This is a genomic window from Chryseobacterium viscerum, from assembly GCF_002899945.2.
Taxonomy (GTDB): domain Bacteria; phylum Bacteroidota; class Bacteroidia; order Flavobacteriales; family Weeksellaceae; genus Chryseobacterium; species Chryseobacterium viscerum.
This window is the reverse complement of the sequence record NZ_PPEG02000004.1, coordinates 469,525-485,019: the sequence shown is the minus strand read 5'-3', so window position 1 is coordinate 485,019 and position 15,495 is coordinate 469,525. Positions and strand designations below refer to the sequence as shown.

The window sequence follows — 15,495 nt, the reverse complement described above, 5'->3', positions numbered from 1 at the left end:
ATTAAAATCCTGATAATCATCAGGATTTTTTCTTTTACATTAATTCTGGTTTAATATTTCCGTAACTTTCGGGACTTTTTAATACTAATTGTAAAAAGAACATTTTAATGCTAAAAGCTGAACATATTAAAAAGACCTATAATGCTGGAAAAAAGGTCGCACTGGATGATTTTAGCATCCATGTTCCAAAAGGTAGTATTTACGGCCTTTTAGGACCCAACGGAGCCGGAAAAACGTCTTTTATCCGTATTATCAATCAAATTACTCAGGCCGACTCAGGAGACATCTTCATCAATGGAGAAAAACTGAATCCCAATCATATCAAAGATATCGGTTATATGCCCGAAGAAAGAGGATTGTACAAAAATATGAGCGTCGGGGACCAGATTCTTTATTTCGGGGAATTGAAAGGGATGAGTAAGAATGATGCGCTGAATGAAGCCAAAAAATGGTTTGAAAAACTGCACATCGATCAATGGTGGAAGAAGAAGCTTTCTGAGCTTTCCAAAGGGATGGCACAAAAGATCCAGTTTGTGGTAACTGTTCTTCACAGACCCCATCTTTTAATTCTTGATGAACCTTTTTCAGGTTTCGACCCTGTAAATGCCAACTTAATCAAAGATCAGATCATTGATCTTAAAAATAACGGAACAACGATTATTCTTTCTACCCACAGAATGGAAAGTGTGGAGGAAATGTGTGATTATGTTGCTTTGATCAACAATTCTAAAAAAATTATTGACGGAAGGGTTTTTGATGTAAGAGAAAAATTCAAGAAAAATATTTTCGGAGTTACGCTTTCTGAAGTCAGCAACGATCAGTTTGAAAATTTCACAAACAAATATGAGATCTTCAATTTATCGAATGAGAACAACCTTGTTTCTTTTGATCTGAAAAATGAGGAAAGCCAGAATAATGTCCTTCTCGACCTTGTACAGGTGGGTAAAGTGAGATCATTCGACGAAAAGATTCCTAGTATGAATGAAGTATTTATTAATGCTGTAAGCAACCATTCTTAATTTTATGAATAATATTTTTTTAATTACCAAGAGGGAATTTCTTACACAGGTTAAGAAAAAGTCTTTCATTGTATTGACCTTGCTGGCACCTGTCATGATTATTGCTTTTGGAGCGGTAGTAGGATTAATGTTTAAGGCGAATGAGTCCCACAGTATTATAGAAGTGGTTGATAAAAGCGGATTGTTTACCAACAAGTTGAAATCTAATGATAAATTAAATTACGTTTTTGTTTCTTCTGCAGACGAAAAATCCAAGATCAATAATTTAAAGGGAAATGAATCGCTGGATGGTATTCTAATTCTGCCAGAACTTAAAAACCAGAACTTTGATGCGCTTGAAAAAGAAACGAGGCTGGTAATCAACAGCAAAATAGGGTTCGATACAAAGCAGAAAATTGTTTCTGATATCAGTAATATTGTTAAAAAGGAAAAGATCAAACAGCTGGGTATCCAGGAAACTCAGTTAGATGACCTTGATAAAAGCTTCACCCTAAAGACCATTAATGTAACAGATAATAACAAAGAGGATTCTGATCTTGCTTTCGGAGTAAAATCTGGTCTGAGTATGGTCCTGATGTATGTTACCTTTATGTTTATCATTATTTATGGGGTAAGGGTAATGCGAAGTGTGCTTGAGGAAAAGAATAACCGTGTTGTAGAGATCATCATTTCTTCTGTAAAACCTTTTGAACTGATGATGGGTAAAATCCTAGGGGTAACAATGGTTGCACTGACTCAGTTTCTGATCTGGATCACCATGTCTGTCATTGGAGCATTGGTTCTGAATACCGGATTCTCCCCCCTTCAGAAAAATATTCCTGGCGGAAATGAAGAGATTACAAGTAAACTGGATATGGGGCAGCTTGTTACTCAGATTTCACACAGTTTGCTGGAGCTTAATTTCCCGTTGATTATTTTTGTATTTATCGTTTTCTTCCTTTTAGGATATATCTTTTATAGTTCTATTTATGCAGCCATTGGTTCTGCTGTTGACAACGAAACAGAGACGCAGCAGTTTACTTTATTTGCTATTCTACCTTTGACATTGGGAATGTATGGAAGTTTCACTTTAATGAACAACCCGGACGGGCCATTAGGCTTTTGGTTATCCATCATTCCATTTACATCACCCGTTGCGATGATTGCAAGAATACCATTTGGAGTTCCTGCGTGGCAGATTGCATTATCTATTGCATTGTTGTTGGGAACCACTGTTTTCATGATCTTCCTGGCCGGAAAAATCTACCGTGTAGGGATTTTGATGTATGGGAATAAAGCGACGTTAAAAGAGCTTTGGAAATGGATTAGAGGCTAAGCGAAAAGATAAAAGTACAGTAAGCTCATTTGCTTTTCTACCTTAATCGGTTTTGCAATAAAAATATATAAACAAAAAAATCCCGGAAATTAACTTTCCGGGATTTTTTATATTTGAAATATTCTATTTGAATATATAGCTTAAAGTAAGTGCTATTACCTGCTCTGATTTTTTCTTATCACTACCTCCTTTTTCTTTTACAAGACCAGGGTAAGTGTCAGAAAGTCCTAAATCATATTTTAAAGCTACTTCAAGTTGTCTCTTATAGCTATATCCTACTCCTAGACCAAGTCCCCAGTTAAAGCTTTTCGCTTTACCGTTAACACCGGCTGGTTGTGAAGGATCGGTAACATCCGGATCATAGTAAGGTCTGCCTATTGGGGCATTCTTAACATCCTGACTTACCAAAAAGTTAAATCTAGGTCCAATCATTCCAAAGAATTCCGATTCAGCTTCTGAAAAGTATCCTTTAAAATAAAGAGGCACACTTAGATAGTTGTTTGCATATACTGCATCATAACCATCTTTTCCTTTAGCATCTTTATCTTTCCCGGTTTCTCCTGCACCATAGTACAGCACTTCGGGTTGTATAAAGAATTGATTTGCCTTCCCTACGGGGATCAAAGCCAAAGCTCCACCTTGAAAGGTATATCTTGGGCCAGAGGGATTGTGGGCATTGGCTACTCTTGAGTAGTTTAAACCTGCTGTAAGACCGAATCTTGTATTATTCCACTGCACTTGCGCAAAGGATAATGCGGAAAGAGTCAAAGCTGAGGCTAATAAAAGTTTTTTCATATGTTGTGGTTTATGTTATCCTAGAATTTTCGCTACAGTAGCACCGATATCAGCTGGAGAATCTACTACATTGATACCGTTTTCTCTCATGATTTCCATTTTAGCCTGAGCTGTATCTTCATCACCTCCTACGATAGCACCTGCGTGTCCCATTGTTCTTCCTTTAGGAGCTGTTTGCCCAGCGATAAATCCTACAACCGGCTTAGTAGATCCGCTTGCTTTGTACCATCTTGCCGCTTCAGCTTCAAGACCTCCACCGATTTCACCAATCATTACAACAGCTTCAGTTTCAGGGTCATTGATAAATAATTCTAATGCTTCTCTAGTAGTTGTTCCAATGATTGGGTCACCACCGATACCGATCGCAGTAGAAATACCGTAACCTGCTCTTACTACCTGGTCAGCAGCTTCGTAAGTAAGGGTACCTGATTTTGAAACGATCCCTACTTTCCCTTTTTTGAAAACGAAACCTGGCATAATACCAATTTTAGCTTCTTCAGAAGTAATGATTCCAGGGCAGTTTGGTCCGATTAATCTACAGTCTCTGTCTGCGATATAAGCTTTTACTTTTACCATATCAGCTACAGGAATACCTTCAGTAATACATACAATTACTTTGATTCCTGCTTCAGCAGCTTCCATGATAGCGTCTGCTGCGAATGCCGGTGGTACAAAAATGATACTTACGTTTGCTCCTGCTTTTTCAACAGCATCAGCCACAGTATTAAATACAGGTTTTCCTAAGTGCTCGCTACCTCCTTTTCCTGGAGTAACACCACCTACTACATTTGTTCCGTATTCAATCATCTGACCAGCGTGGAAAGTTCCTTCGTTCCCTGTAAATCCTTGTACAATTACTTTAGAATCTTTGTTTACTAAAATTGACATTTTATTGTTGTTTTAATTTATTTATTATTTTATTAATGCTCACAAATTTACTCAAATTTCTTTGATTTTGGATAAAACCTTTGGAATTGTTTATTTGAGATTTCTCAGTTTTACTTCTTTTTTCAGATAAGTCTTGAAATCTTCTGCAAACATCCCAATATAGGTTCCTTTTTCAAGATCTCTGTTCACTCCTGTTTTTCCCAAAAGCACAGATCCTGCTTCTATTTTGTTCCCGGAAGCGATTCCTACCTGTCCCCATAATGTCACCTCTTCTCCGATGATACAACATCCTGCGATTCCTACCTGAGAAGCAATAAGGCATTTTTTTCCGATAACAGTATCATGTCCGATCTGAATCTGGTTGTCCAAAACAGAGCCTTCTCCAATGATCGTAGAGTCTGTAACTCCCCTATCAATGGTACAGCCATTTCCGATCTCCACATTGTTTTCAATGATCACATTTCCTACAGAAATCAGACGGTCAAAGTTTCCATTTAATTTTCTGTAATAAAAAGCATCACCTCCTAAAACAGTGTTGGACTGGATAACAACATTATCTCCGATTTCGGTACGGTCTCCGATCACAACATTTGGGAAGATAAGGGTATTTTTTCCGATTTTCACATTGTTTCCTATCACTGCAGAATGGTGAATCTTTGTTCCTTCTCCTATTTCAACATCGTGAAGTTCTTCTGTGAAATTATATATTCTGGTAAAATGAGTATTGATTTTATTAAAGTCTCTGAAAGGATCATCAGACACTAAAAGTGCTTTGCCTTCCGGGCATTCTACTTCTTTATCAATTAAAATAATAGTGGCTGCAGAGTTCAATGCTTTGTCGTAATATTTAGGATGGTTCACAAAAACAATATCACCTGGTTTTACCATGTGAATTTCATTGGTCCCTAATACTTCATAATCTTCTGGGCCCACAAATTTTGAGCCTATTAAATCTGCAATCGTTTTAAGCTTTTGCGGAGAATGGAATCTCATAACAATAGATTTTTATAAAACAAAATTCGGACTGCTGATGCAAACCGAATTTATGTAAATTGTATTTATTATTTCACTCTTTCTAAGTAGCTGCCGTCTTCAGTGCTTACTTTAATTTTGTCTCCCGGTTCAATGAATAAAGGAACCATTACTCTTGCTCCTGTTTCAACGATAGCGTTTTTAAGAGCATTTGTTGCCGTATTTCCTTTTACTCCCGGATCAGCTTCAATTACATCCAGATATACTGACTGTGGAAGTTCAGCAGAAAGTGGAGTTTCATCAGCTTCTTTCAAAATGATTGTCACCTCTTCACCTGCTTTCATCAAGTTTGAGTTTTCAATCATTTCTTTATTCAAATATAACTGAGAAAAATCATCGTTATTCATGAAGTGGAAACCGTTCTCATCATCGTAAAGATATTGGAACTTTCTTGTGATTACTTTTACTTCATCAATTTTATGTCCTGCAGAAAAAGTATTATCAAGAACTTTTCCGTTGGTTACTGATTTTAGTTTTGTTCTTACGAAAGCAGGACCTTTTCCTGGTTTTACGTGAAGAAACTCAATTACTTTAAAAATGTCATTGCTATATTCGATGCAAAGACCTTTTCTGATATCGTTACTTGTTGCCATTAATTTTGTAAATATTTATTTTCTTTTATTCAACTGTATTCCTTGCCCTTGAGGCGTCATCCTGTTAAATGTATTGTTATTGAACGTATTCACATTATTATTCAATCTGTTTACATTCATCTGAAGATCAGTTTTATACTGATCGGTTGTTCCTAAAATTGAACTCCCGGTATTTTTCTGTTTCAGAATACTATTTAAGTTATTTTTTGCAATACTATCATTAGCTACTTCAGAAAGTTTTCTTTCAATGGTAAAAGGTTTTTCCTTTTTTCCAGTTTCAGACTTTTCTGTTTGCTGTCCAAACACAATAGCAGATAACGAAAAGGCAATTGTTAAAATTATTTTTTTCATAAATATGCTTGTGTTTTTATTGTTTAGTTACTCTCTTTACTTGTTCCGTATCCTTTTACAATACCTCTTGGTGAGTTTTGAATAAACTGTAGGATCTCATCTCTTTCCGCTGTTGGAAGCATTTCTTTTTCAATGTGGGAAATAGCCTGAGAAACGTTCATTTTCATCTGGAAGATTGCTCTGTAGATTTTCTGGATTTCAAAAATTTTCTCATTGGTAAATCCTCTTCTTCTTAAACCAACAGAATTGATTCCTGCATACGACATGGGCTCTCTTGCTACCTTTACATAAGGTGGAATATCTTTTCTTACCAAAGTACCTCCGGAAATCATGACATGTTTCCCGATTTTACCAAATTGGTGTACAGCAGATAATCCTCCCATTACAGTATAGTCTCCGATCTCGACATGTCCTGCAATACCACAACCGTTTACAATGATAACGTGATCTCCTATTACACAGTCATGTGCAATATGTGTAGTAGCCATAATAAGACAGTTGGCACCTATTTTAGTATATCCTAAAGCTTTTGTACCTCTGTTTACGGTAACACATTCCCTGATTGTAGTTTCGTCGCCGATAATTACCTGGGTATCTTCACCATCAAATTTCAGATCCTGAGGAATTGCAGAGATTACAGTCCCGGGAAAAATTCTACAATTTTTCCCTATCCTTGCACCATCCATGATGGTAACATTAGGACCAATCCATGTTCCTTCTCCGATTTCCACGTCTCCGGCAATTGTAGTAAACGGTTCTACAATTACATTTTTGCTGATTTTCGCACGTTTATCTACGGCTGCTAATTGATGAATCATTTAATCAACTTTATTTTTTGCAACTTGAGCCATAAGCTCTGCTTCTACTGCCACTGCATCTCCTACATATCCATACCCCTGCATATGAACAATCCCTCTTCTGATAGGCTCGATCAATTCGATTTTGAATATAAGCGTATCTCCAGGAATTACTTTTCTTTTGAATTTCACCTTATCAATTTTGATGAAATACGTAGAATAGTTTTCCGGATCTGGAACGCTGGCCAGTACCAGGATACCTCCTGTCTGTGCTAATGCTTCTACCTGAAGAACTCCAGGCATAACAGGTTCTTTAGGGAAGTGTCCAACGAAGAATGGCTCGTTCATTGTCACATTTTTCAGTCCCACTACGTGAGAATCTGAAAGTTCAAGAATCTTATCGATCAATAAGAACGGAGGTCTGTGAGGCATAAGCTTCATAATTCCGTTGATATCGAATACGGGTTCTTTTGTCAGATCAAAATCTGGAACGTTTTTCTTTTTCTGCAATTTCCACTGACGATTTAATTTTTTCGCAAACTGAGTATTCACATAGTGTCCCGGTTTGTTGGCAATAACCTTACCTTTTATTTTCACTCCTGCCAAAGCAAGGTCACCAATTACATCCAGTAATTTGTGTCTTGCAGCTTCGTTAGGATAATTTAAATTAAGATTGTCAAGAATACCGTTTGGTCTGATCGATACATTATCTTTTCCAAAGGCTTTCTTTAATTTTTCTGTAGTTTCAGGAGTAAGATCTTTATCTACATATACGATGGCATTGGAAATATCTCCACCTTTGATCAAACCGTGATCTAAAAGCATTTCCAATTCATGCAGGAAGCTGAAAGTTCTTGCTGATGAGATTTCGTCTTTAAATTCTGAAATATTTTTAAGAGTAGCATTCTGAGTACCTAATACTTTAGTCCCAAAATCTACCATTGTCGTTACTTCGTAAGTATCTGAAGGAATGATTGTGATTTCCGAACCAGTAGCCGGATCACTGTATGTAAGAACTTCTTTTACAACAAGATATTCTCTTGCTACGCTCTGCTCTGCAACACCCACACTTTCTATCGCTTCAACAAAGTATTTTGAAGATCCATCCAAAATTGGCGGCTCAGAGGCGTCCATTTCTAAAACTGCGTTATCAATATCACAACCCACAAGAGCTGCTAATAAATGTTCGCATGTGGTAATCTTTACCCCTAATTTTTCTAATGTAGTTCCTCTTTCTGTTGCTACAACATAATTTACATCTGCTTCTACCTGAGGATGTCCCTCCAAGTCTGTTCTTACAAATACAAAACCTGTATTTTCTTTTGCAGGTTTAATGGTCAATTTTACTTCTTTACCAGTATGAAGGCCAATTCCAGAAAGAGTTACCTCTTGCTGAAGTGTTTTTTGCATATCACTCATTAGTATTATCTTTTGAGTTATTCTCAAGATTATTTATTCTGTTTACTATTCCAGGTAAATTCCTGAAATGAACATAGCTTCTCAAATAGTCATTGTAACTGATTGCTGGTGAACCATACAATGTTTCTTTATCATTAACGCTTGAATTCACACCACTCTGGGCCTGAATTTTCACTTGATTTCCTATTTTGATATGTCCGACAATTCCTACCTGACCTCCAATCTGGTTCCAGTCACCGATTATAGTAGAACCGGCTATTCCTGCCTGTGCAGCAATAACATTGTTCTGACCGATTTTCACATTGTGAGCAATCTGGATCAGGTTATCAATTTTTGTCCCTTTTCCTATAACGGTAGAACCTATTGTAGCTCTGTCTATACTACAGTTTGAGCCGATTTCTACATCGTCTTCAATAATTACATTTCCAAGCTGCGGTATTTTCTTAAAACCTTCGGCTGTTGGCTGAAAACCAAAACCGTCACCTCCAATTACCGTATTAGAATGAATCACACAATTATCTCCAATGATACAGTAGTCGTAAATTCTGGCACCACTGTCTATCTTACAGTTTTTACCAATTTTCACTCCTTTTCCTATATATACATGTGGATAGATCTGTGAACCCTCCCCGATTTTGGCTTTCTCAGAAACATACGTAAATGCTCCGATATAGGCTTTATCTCCTATCACAGCAGTATCGTGAATGGATGAACCATCTTCAATACCCTCTTTTCTTCCCTGCATTTCCTGATATAAATTCATCAGAACCTGAAAAGAAAGATAAGCATCTTTTACTATGATTAAGGTAGAGTTATAATTATTTTTTTCCAGAAGTTTTTCCGAAATGATGATAACAGAGCATTTTGAGGTATCCAAAAAATGAGAAAATCTATCTTGTGCTATAAAAGAAAGATGTCCTGATTCCCCATTTTCAATTGGTGAAACCCCTGTAATAAGTGCATTCTCGTCACCTATTATTTTTCCGTCAATAAAACTTGCAATTTGCGAAGCTGTAAATTCCATATTCTGCAAAGATAAGAAATTCTATAATTTGCAAACATTTTTTGGTTTCAGATCGTAAATTTTAATATTATTTAAGAGTCTAGCCATGACATATCTCTTGGAAACATAAGGATATAGCGGGTTGTTTTATTTATCATCAACCCTGATAAAAGCTGATCTTCTGACTCATGAAGCCTTGTTCTCTTACCATTTTTATGAAGTAAATAGATTGGCTGTTTTTCTGCGTGATAGGGCAATAATTTTCTTTTTATTTCATGAACCAGCTCATTACCATTATCAATTTTGAAAAATTCATTGATATTTTTTATTTTTTCATCAATTACTTCCTTGCTAAATGGATGCGATGAAATAATTGTTTTAGGTAAGTTTCTCTGAATGACACATTGACACCAGTAAGACAAAATAAAATCATTCGAGTTTTGCCATTCTTTCATCGCCTGGATCACATCATTATCATCAAGTTTGGTAAATCTTTCTATATCTTCATCCGTTGCAGTACTCTTTCCGCGGTACAAAAAGTATTTTAAGTTCTCCGTTGCCGGAAGCTCAATTCCCTGAGAAATCAGATATTTCGCTCTTTCCAGGATTTTAACCAAAAGAAATTCTGCTAACGCTGAAGTTTTATGATAATAGACCTGCCAGTACATAAACATTCTGGCTGTCAGAAAATTTTCAATGGAATAAATTCCTTTTGCATCAATCACCAGCTCACCTTCTTCACACACATTCATCATGGAAATAATTCTCTGTGTATTAATATTTCCTTCTGATACTCCGGTAAAAAAGCTGTCTCTTTTCAGATAATCCAAACGGTCTACATCCAATTGGGAAGAAATCAGTTGATTGAAAAATTTCCTATGATATTTCCCCTGAAACATCTCAATTGCCATAGACAATTGCCCGCCGAACTCCTCATTCAGCTTATTCATCAACAATAAAGAAAGGTTTTCATGGTGCCAGTCATCCATCAGCATACTTTCCAGCGCATGGGAAAACGGACCATGACCAATATCATGCATCAGAATAGCCAACATCGCTCCTTTCTCTTCTTCCTCAGAGATTTTCACCCCTTTCTGTTTCAACGTTTCCAAGGCAGTAAACATCAGATGCATTGCTCCCAGAGCATGATGAAATCTTGTATGAGTAGCACCTGGAAATATTAGGTTCAAAAGTCCGGTCTGTCCGATTCTTCTTAACCTTTGAAAGTAAGGATGCTCAATGATGTCAAATAAAATTTCGTGTGGAATTTTGATAAATCCATGAACAGGATCGTTGATAATTTTTAGCTTATTCTGCATTGAGACGTCAATATTAGTAAACAAAGTTAGGCATTTTAAAATTTAGGCTTTTATTAAATTACTATTAAAAATGGGGATTAAACTCTGATGACACGAATGTTTTTCCCCAATAACACCCCTATATTGACGGCTTAAAAATCTCCATGGTTCATTTTTATCCTTAGTTCAGTATTTTCTTGAAAACCTTTTGCATCTGTTCTATTAATGGAGTATCTTTGAGAGAAAACACGCCCACTCTTAATGAGAAACTCCTCTCTTTTTCTTTTATTATTTTTAAGTTTAAATTTTTCCGCCCAAATTGTATCTGAAACACAGAAACTGGAATCCCTCTGCAGAGTTTGGGGATTTCTGAAATATTACCATCCTCATGTAGCAAAAGGAAGCCTGAATTGGGACGAACAGCTTTTCCAGAAAATTAATGAACTTGAATATATTAATGATAAGAAGTCTTTAAATAATCTTTATGCCGACTGGATCCAAAGCCTTGGAGAAGTTCCACCATGTAAAGAGTGCTCAATAAAAGATAATAAAGTGTATTTTCTTAAAAACTTTGACTTGAGCTGGATTGATAATTCTCTTATTTTCTCCAAAGACCTCTCTCAGAAACTTCATGATATTGAAAATAACCGGAATCTTGGAGATAATCATTATTTCGGGAAATGGGGGAGAAAAATATATTTCAGAAATGAGAAGTCATATGGTTCAAAATTCACTTCCAAGACAATTAATCTATTAGAATTATTCAGGTACTGGAATTATGTAGAGTACTTTTTTCCTTATAAATATCAAACCGATCAAAACTGGAATAACGTTCTTACAGAAATGATTCCTAAGTTTCTTGGGGTAGATAATACCGAAAATTATCATTTAACATTAGCTGAACTGGTCACCAAAACAGATGACTCGCATGCCTATCTTTCTTCCAAAGAAATTCAGAATAATTTGTACGGAAGCCGAAAAGTACCCGTAGACTATTCGTATGCTGAAGGAAAATTAGTGATTACAAAAATCAATACCACAAGACCCAGAAATAAAAATCCTTTGCACGCAGGAGATGTGATTTATGATATTGAAGGTAAAACGATTCCGCAAATGATCAACGGTTTGGGAAAATATATTCCGGCATCCAATACCTGGGGAAAGGTTAATAAAATAAAGGATAAGCTTCTCTTCAGCAACAGTGATTCTATTTCCGTAAAGATTGAAAGAGAGGGACAAAATCTGGAAATTAAAACCAAAACGTATTTTCTCAAAGACATTATTCACGAGAAAAATAAAGCACCAAAAAAATGGAAATTCATTGACGAAGAAGAGAAAATCGGATATGTCGACATGGGAATTATAGAAAAGGAAGATCTGGATGAAATGTACGGCAATTTAAAATCTGCAAAATCCATTATCTTTGACCTTAGAAACTATCCCAAACAAACCATCATCCCTTTAAGTTATCTACTGCTTCCGGAGCCTTCCGTTTATTATCAGTTCACTTTTCCTGACGCTGACTATCCTGGCAAATTTTACAGCAGAAAAAATGTTACAGGCAGAAAGAATCCTGAATACTATAAAGGAAATGTAATCGTTCTAGTAGATGAGAGTACCCAGAGCCAGGCAGAGACCACAACAATGATGTTGAAACAGCATCCGAAAGCTAAAATTATCGGCAGTAATACTTCTGGAGCCAACGGAGATGTCATCATGTTTACAATAGCAGATCTTGACACCCGATTTACAGGTCTTGGTGCTTATTATCCTGATGGAAGAGAAACGCAAAGAATAGGCATCATTCCTGATATTCTTGTAAAACCTAGTGTGGAAGGGCTTAAAAATAAAAAAGATGAAGTTCTGGAAAGGGCTTTGGAGTATATAAAAAGTACCGATTAAATAAAGCTAAATAGGGAAATATCTAAACGGATTTTCATTTAACTATTATTTAACTTTTAATCTCTCGATTTTGTGAGATTTTAAAAGGAATTGGTCAACATTTTGATAGAATAACCATGTAAAAAATAAATTATGTCAGAAAAGATATTATGGATCGATGATGAAATAGATTTACTTAAACCTCATATCGTATTTTTAGAAAAAAAGGGTTACCAGGTAACTCCTGTAAATAATGTGAATGAGGCTTTGGAACTTATGGATTCAGAGAAATTTGCTTTAACGTTAATTGATGAAAATATGCCCGGTATTTCCGGACTGGAAGCCATTCCTATGATTAAGGAAAAAGATAACTCCTTAAAGATTGTAATGGTTACCAAAAGTGAAGAGGAACACATTATGGAAGAGGCTATCGGTTCGCAGATTGCCGATTATATATTAAAACCTGTAAATCCTAACCAGATTTTACTTTCATTAAAGAAAAATCTTCAGGAGGATAATCTGGTTGAACAAAAAACGATTTTACAGTATCAGCAGGAATTCAGAAACCTTTCTATGGAACTTTCTTATCTGAGAACGTATCAGGAATGGGCGGAATATTATAAAAAAATCCTTAGCTGGGAGATCAAATTTGATAAGGTAGCAGATAATGAGTTTGCAGATCTTCTGCAGTCTCAGAAAGAGGAAGCTAATATTCAGTTTTCTAAGTTTATTGAGAAAAATTACGCAGACTGGCTTATTGATTCTGACAAACCTCTGATGAGCCACACCCTTTTCAAGGAAAAAGTAAAACCGGAAGTTGAAAAAGAAAAGGTTCTTTTGTTAATGGTAGATAACCTTCGCTATGACCAGTGGAAAGTTATTGAGCCTTTGTTTACAAAATACTACAATAAAATATCGGAAGACTATTACTACAGCATCCTTCCTACTGCTACACAATATGCAAGAAACTCTTTCTTTGCAGGATTAATGCCGTCTGAGATTGAGAAACGTTTCCCGGATAAATGGTTTAACGATAATGAAGAAGGAAACAAAAATGAATTCGAGCGTGATTTTCTTGAAGATCAGATGAAGAGAATAGGTTTGGGATCAAAATCTATGAAGTATCTTAAAGTACTGAATGCTGATTTTGAAAGAAAGATCTATGATGATTTCAATCAGCATAAAAACAATGATCTTTTGGTGATTGTCTATAACTTTATCGATATTCTTTCGCACGCGAAAACAGACAACCATATTGTAGATCAGCTGATCCGTGATGATAAAACATTCCGTTCTCTTACCTTCAACTGGTTTGAAAACTCTTCACTTTTGAAGATCATCAAAACAGCCGCAGAAAACGGATACAAACTGGTGATCACTACAGACCACGGAACCATCTATGTGAAAAAGCCAAGTAAAGTGGTGGGTGACAGAGAAACGTCTACTAATATCAGATATAAAACAGGTAAAAGTTTGACCTATGATGACAGTGATGTATGGGCAATTACCAATCCTGAAAAACTTTTCCTTCCAAAAGGAAATTTAAGTTCAAAATATATTTTTGCTAAAAACAATATATTCCTGGCTTATCCTAAGAACTACAATCACTTTGTTAATTACTATAAAGAAACATACCAACATGGTGGAATTTCACTCGAAGAGTGTATCATTCCTATCAGTATTTTAGAACCCAAGTAGTTTTTTTCATAGTTTATTTAATTTTGGGTTTAAAGCGGAAAAAATCATTCGATTTTTTCCGCTTTCTTTTTTAAGGCATTCATTTTGCATACTGAAAGACATCCATAAATAAATATACACTTATGAAAAAACACATTTTTATCACGGCAGCATTAGCCGCACTATTTTTGACTTCATGTAATAAAGAAAAGAAAGCAACAGATTCTGCTTCGGCTTCTGTAGACAGCATTGCATCAAAGCCATCTGATTCAGCAGCAGTTTCCGGTACTCAAGATGAAATTGTAAAAAGTACATCAAAAGACAGTAGTGGAAAAACATTGGATATGACTTTCAATAACACTAAAAATACTGCTACAGTAGTCTTTAACAAAGAAACGATTGAATTACAGGGTCAAAAGCCCGCATCTGGGATCTGGTATAAAAATGACCATTATGAGCTTAGAGGAAAAGGTGAAGAAATTGAATTAACAAAAGACGGTAAAACAGTTTTTAAAAAATAAAATCTCTTACTAAAAAGATAAAAGTCGGTTTTGAAATTCAAACCCGGCTTTTTTATTTCCTTACATTTGAAAAAAATTACATTTGTTTATGAGATTAATCACCTACAATGTCAATGGAATCAGAGCCGCTTTTACGAAGGATTTTTTGGGCTGGCTGAAGAGTGCCGATCCGGATATTATCTGCATTCAGGAGAGTAAGGCTGGAAATGACCAGATAGATATTGAAAGTCTTGAAAAATTAGGATATCACAGTTATTGGCACTCCGCCGTCAAAAAAGGCTACAGCGGGGTCGGAATTGCCTCAAAAATCAAACCCAATCATGTAGAATACGGATGCGGTATAGAAAGCTATGATAATGAAGGAAGAATCATCCGTGCGGATTTTGACGGGTTTTCTGCTATTTCTGTATATGTTCCTTCTGCGTCTAATATTGAGAGACTGGATTTTAAAATGCAGTTCTGCCATGATTTCCTGGAATATATCAAAAACTTAAAGAAAGAAATTCCTAATCTAATTATATCCGGTGATTTTAATATTTGCCACGAAGCCATCGATATTCACAATCCTGATGGCTTAAAGAATGTTTCAGGGTTTCTTCCTATGGAAAGAGAATGGATGACCAGTTTTATGAATGAATGTGAACTGATAGACAGTTTCAGATTTTTCAATAATGATCCTGACAATTATACATGGTGGAGCTACAGACAAAATTCAAGGGCTAGAAACAAAGGCTGGAGACTGGATTATAACTTCACTTCCTATAGTTTAAAAGATAAGCTCAGCAGAGCTGTTATTTTAAAGGAAGCGGTACATTCTGATCATTGTCCTGCTTTATTGGAATTGGATGTATAATAAACGATATATTGATCCATACAAAAAGCCAGCTGAGTCAGCTGGCTTTTTTT

Annotated in this window: 15 protein-coding genes; 6 read left to right on the top strand and 9 right to left on the bottom strand. The window is 35.8% G+C overall.

Annotation, left to right across the window (positions count from 1 at the left end; translation table 11 throughout):
- Positions 1 to 107: 107 nt before the first annotated feature.
- Positions 108 to 1,019 (top strand): ABC transporter ATP-binding protein, encoded by a 912-nt coding sequence (locus C1634_RS11550; protein WP_109738430.1) that lies wholly within the window; start codon positions 108 to 110, stop codon positions 1,017 to 1,019.
- A 4-nt stretch (positions 1,020 to 1,023) separates the two neighbouring features.
- Positions 1,024 to 2,334, top strand: coding sequence for an ABC transporter permease (locus C1634_RS11545; RefSeq protein ID WP_103231676.1), 1,311 nt, complete (start codon positions 1,024 to 1,026; stop codon positions 2,332 to 2,334).
- 123 nt (positions 2,335 to 2,457) lie between these two features.
- On the opposite strand, the gene C1634_RS11540 is transcribed toward C1634_RS11545, so the two are convergent.
- The 9 genes from C1634_RS11540 to C1634_RS11500 form a co-directional block, all read right to left on the bottom strand.
- Positions 2,458 to 3,129, bottom strand: a complete 672-nt coding sequence (locus C1634_RS11540; protein WP_103231675.1) for a porin family protein — start codon at positions 3,127 to 3,129, stop codon at positions 2,458 to 2,460.
- 15 nt (positions 3,130 to 3,144) lie between these two features.
- A complete protein-coding gene (gene sucD / locus C1634_RS11535) occupies positions 3,145 to 4,017 on the bottom strand; it encodes a succinate--CoA ligase subunit alpha (protein WP_103231674.1) in 873 nt (290 codons plus the stop codon).
- Positions 4,018 to 4,107: 90 nt separating this feature from the next.
- The gene (locus C1634_RS11530; RefSeq protein WP_103231673.1) at positions 4,108 to 5,010 is read right to left on the bottom strand and encodes a UDP-3-O-(3-hydroxymyristoyl)glucosamine N-acyltransferase; all 903 of its coding nucleotides are present in this window, start codon (positions 5,008 to 5,010) and stop codon (positions 4,108 to 4,110) included.
- Between the two features lie 68 nt (positions 5,011 to 5,078).
- Positions 5,079 to 5,642, bottom strand: a complete 564-nt coding sequence (gene efp, locus C1634_RS11525; RefSeq protein WP_076352561.1) for an elongation factor P — start codon at positions 5,640 to 5,642, stop codon at positions 5,079 to 5,081.
- Between the two features lie 15 nt (positions 5,643 to 5,657).
- Positions 5,658 to 5,993 (bottom strand): hypothetical protein, encoded by a 336-nt coding sequence (locus C1634_RS11520; RefSeq protein ID WP_228410061.1) that lies wholly within the window; start codon positions 5,991 to 5,993, stop codon positions 5,658 to 5,660.
- Between the two features lie 23 nt (positions 5,994 to 6,016).
- On the bottom strand, positions 6,017 to 6,811 hold the full coding sequence (gene lpxA / locus C1634_RS11515; RefSeq protein ID WP_103231671.1) for an acyl-ACP--UDP-N-acetylglucosamine O-acyltransferase: 795 nt from the start codon (positions 6,809 to 6,811) through the stop codon (positions 6,017 to 6,019).
- The gene (locus C1634_RS11510; RefSeq protein ID WP_103231670.1) at positions 6,812 to 8,209 is read right to left on the bottom strand and encodes a bifunctional UDP-3-O-[3-hydroxymyristoyl] N-acetylglucosamine deacetylase/3-hydroxyacyl-ACP dehydratase; all 1,398 of its coding nucleotides are present in this window, start codon (positions 8,207 to 8,209) and stop codon (positions 6,812 to 6,814) included. It lies immediately after the preceding gene.
- Complete coding sequence (lpxD, locus tag C1634_RS11505; protein ID WP_103231669.1) at positions 8,202 to 9,233, bottom strand: UDP-3-O-(3-hydroxymyristoyl)glucosamine N-acyltransferase; 1,032 nt, start codon at positions 9,231 to 9,233, stop codon at positions 8,202 to 8,204. The genes C1634_RS11510 and lpxD overlap by 8 nt, the downstream gene beginning before the upstream one ends.
- Positions 9,234 to 9,304: 71 nt before the next feature.
- A complete protein-coding gene (locus C1634_RS11500) occupies positions 9,305 to 10,531 on the bottom strand; it encodes an HD domain-containing protein (protein WP_103231668.1) in 1,227 nt (408 codons plus the stop codon).
- Positions 10,532 to 10,771: 240 nt separating this feature from the next.
- On the opposite strand from C1634_RS11500, the gene C1634_RS11495 reads away from it, so the two are divergent.
- The 4 genes from C1634_RS11495 to C1634_RS11480 all read left to right on the top strand — a co-directional run bounded on the left by C1634_RS11495 (position 10,772) and on the right by C1634_RS11480 (position 15,442).
- Entirely contained in the window at positions 10,772 to 12,412 is a 1,641-nt protein-coding gene (locus C1634_RS11495; protein ID WP_109738429.1) for a S41 family peptidase, read from the top strand.
- 132 nt (positions 12,413 to 12,544) lie between these two features.
- Positions 12,545 to 14,089 (top strand): T9SS response regulator signal transducer PorX, encoded by a 1,545-nt coding sequence (porX, locus tag C1634_RS11490; RefSeq protein WP_103233780.1) that lies wholly within the window; start codon positions 12,545 to 12,547, stop codon positions 14,087 to 14,089.
- Between the two features lie 122 nt (positions 14,090 to 14,211).
- Entirely contained in the window at positions 14,212 to 14,589 is a 378-nt protein-coding gene (locus tag C1634_RS11485; RefSeq protein ID WP_103233779.1) for an MliC family protein, read from the top strand.
- A gap of 88 nt (positions 14,590 to 14,677) precedes the next feature.
- Positions 14,678 to 15,442: an exodeoxyribonuclease III gene (locus C1634_RS11480; RefSeq protein ID WP_103233778.1), complete on the top strand. Its 765-nt coding sequence runs from the start codon at positions 14,678 to 14,680 to the stop codon at positions 15,440 to 15,442.
- Positions 15,443 to 15,495 lie beyond the last annotated feature (53 nt).

Bases quoted from the DNA above. Each gene is read 5' to 3' on its own strand.
- C1634_RS11550 (WP_109738430.1), top strand. From the start codon at position 108: ATGCTAAAAGCTGAACATATTAAAAAGACCTATAATGCTGGAAAAAAG.
- C1634_RS11545 (WP_103231676.1), top strand. From the start codon at position 1,024: ATGAATAATATTTTTTTAATTACCAAGAGGGAATTTCTTACACAGGTT.
- C1634_RS11540 (WP_103231675.1), bottom strand. From the start codon at position 3,129: ATGAAAAAACTTTTATTAGCCTCAGCTTTGACTCTTTCCGCATTATCC.
- sucD (WP_103231674.1), bottom strand. From the start codon at position 4,017: ATGTCAATTTTAGTAAACAAAGATTCTAAAGTAATTGTACAAGGATTT.
- C1634_RS11530 (WP_103231673.1), bottom strand. From the start codon at position 5,010: ATGAGATTCCATTCTCCGCAAAAGCTTAAAACGATTGCAGATTTAATA.
- efp (WP_076352561.1), bottom strand. From the start codon at position 5,642: ATGGCAACAAGTAACGATATCAGAAAAGGTCTTTGCATCGAATATAGC.
- C1634_RS11520 (WP_228410061.1), bottom strand. From the start codon at position 5,993: ATGAAAAAAATAATTTTAACAATTGCCTTTTCGTTATCTGCTATTGTG.
- lpxA (WP_103231671.1), bottom strand. From the start codon at position 6,811: ATGATTCATCAATTAGCAGCCGTAGATAAACGTGCGAAAATCAGCAAA.
- C1634_RS11510 (WP_103231670.1), bottom strand. From the start codon at position 8,209: ATGAGTGATATGCAAAAAACACTTCAGCAAGAGGTAACTCTTTCTGGA.
- lpxD (WP_103231669.1), bottom strand. From the start codon at position 9,233: ATGGAATTTACAGCTTCGCAAATTGCAAGTTTTATTGACGGAAAAATA.
- C1634_RS11500 (WP_103231668.1), bottom strand. From the start codon at position 10,531: ATGCAGAATAAGCTAAAAATTATCAACGATCCTGTTCATGGATTTATC.
- C1634_RS11495 (WP_109738429.1), top strand. From the start codon at position 10,772: ATGAGAAACTCCTCTCTTTTTCTTTTATTATTTTTAAGTTTAAATTTT.
- porX (WP_103233780.1), top strand. From the start codon at position 12,545: ATGTCAGAAAAGATATTATGGATCGATGATGAAATAGATTTACTTAAA.
- C1634_RS11485 (WP_103233779.1), top strand. From the start codon at position 14,212: ATGAAAAAACACATTTTTATCACGGCAGCATTAGCCGCACTATTTTTG.
- C1634_RS11480 (WP_103233778.1), top strand. From the start codon at position 14,678: ATGAGATTAATCACCTACAATGTCAATGGAATCAGAGCCGCTTTTACG.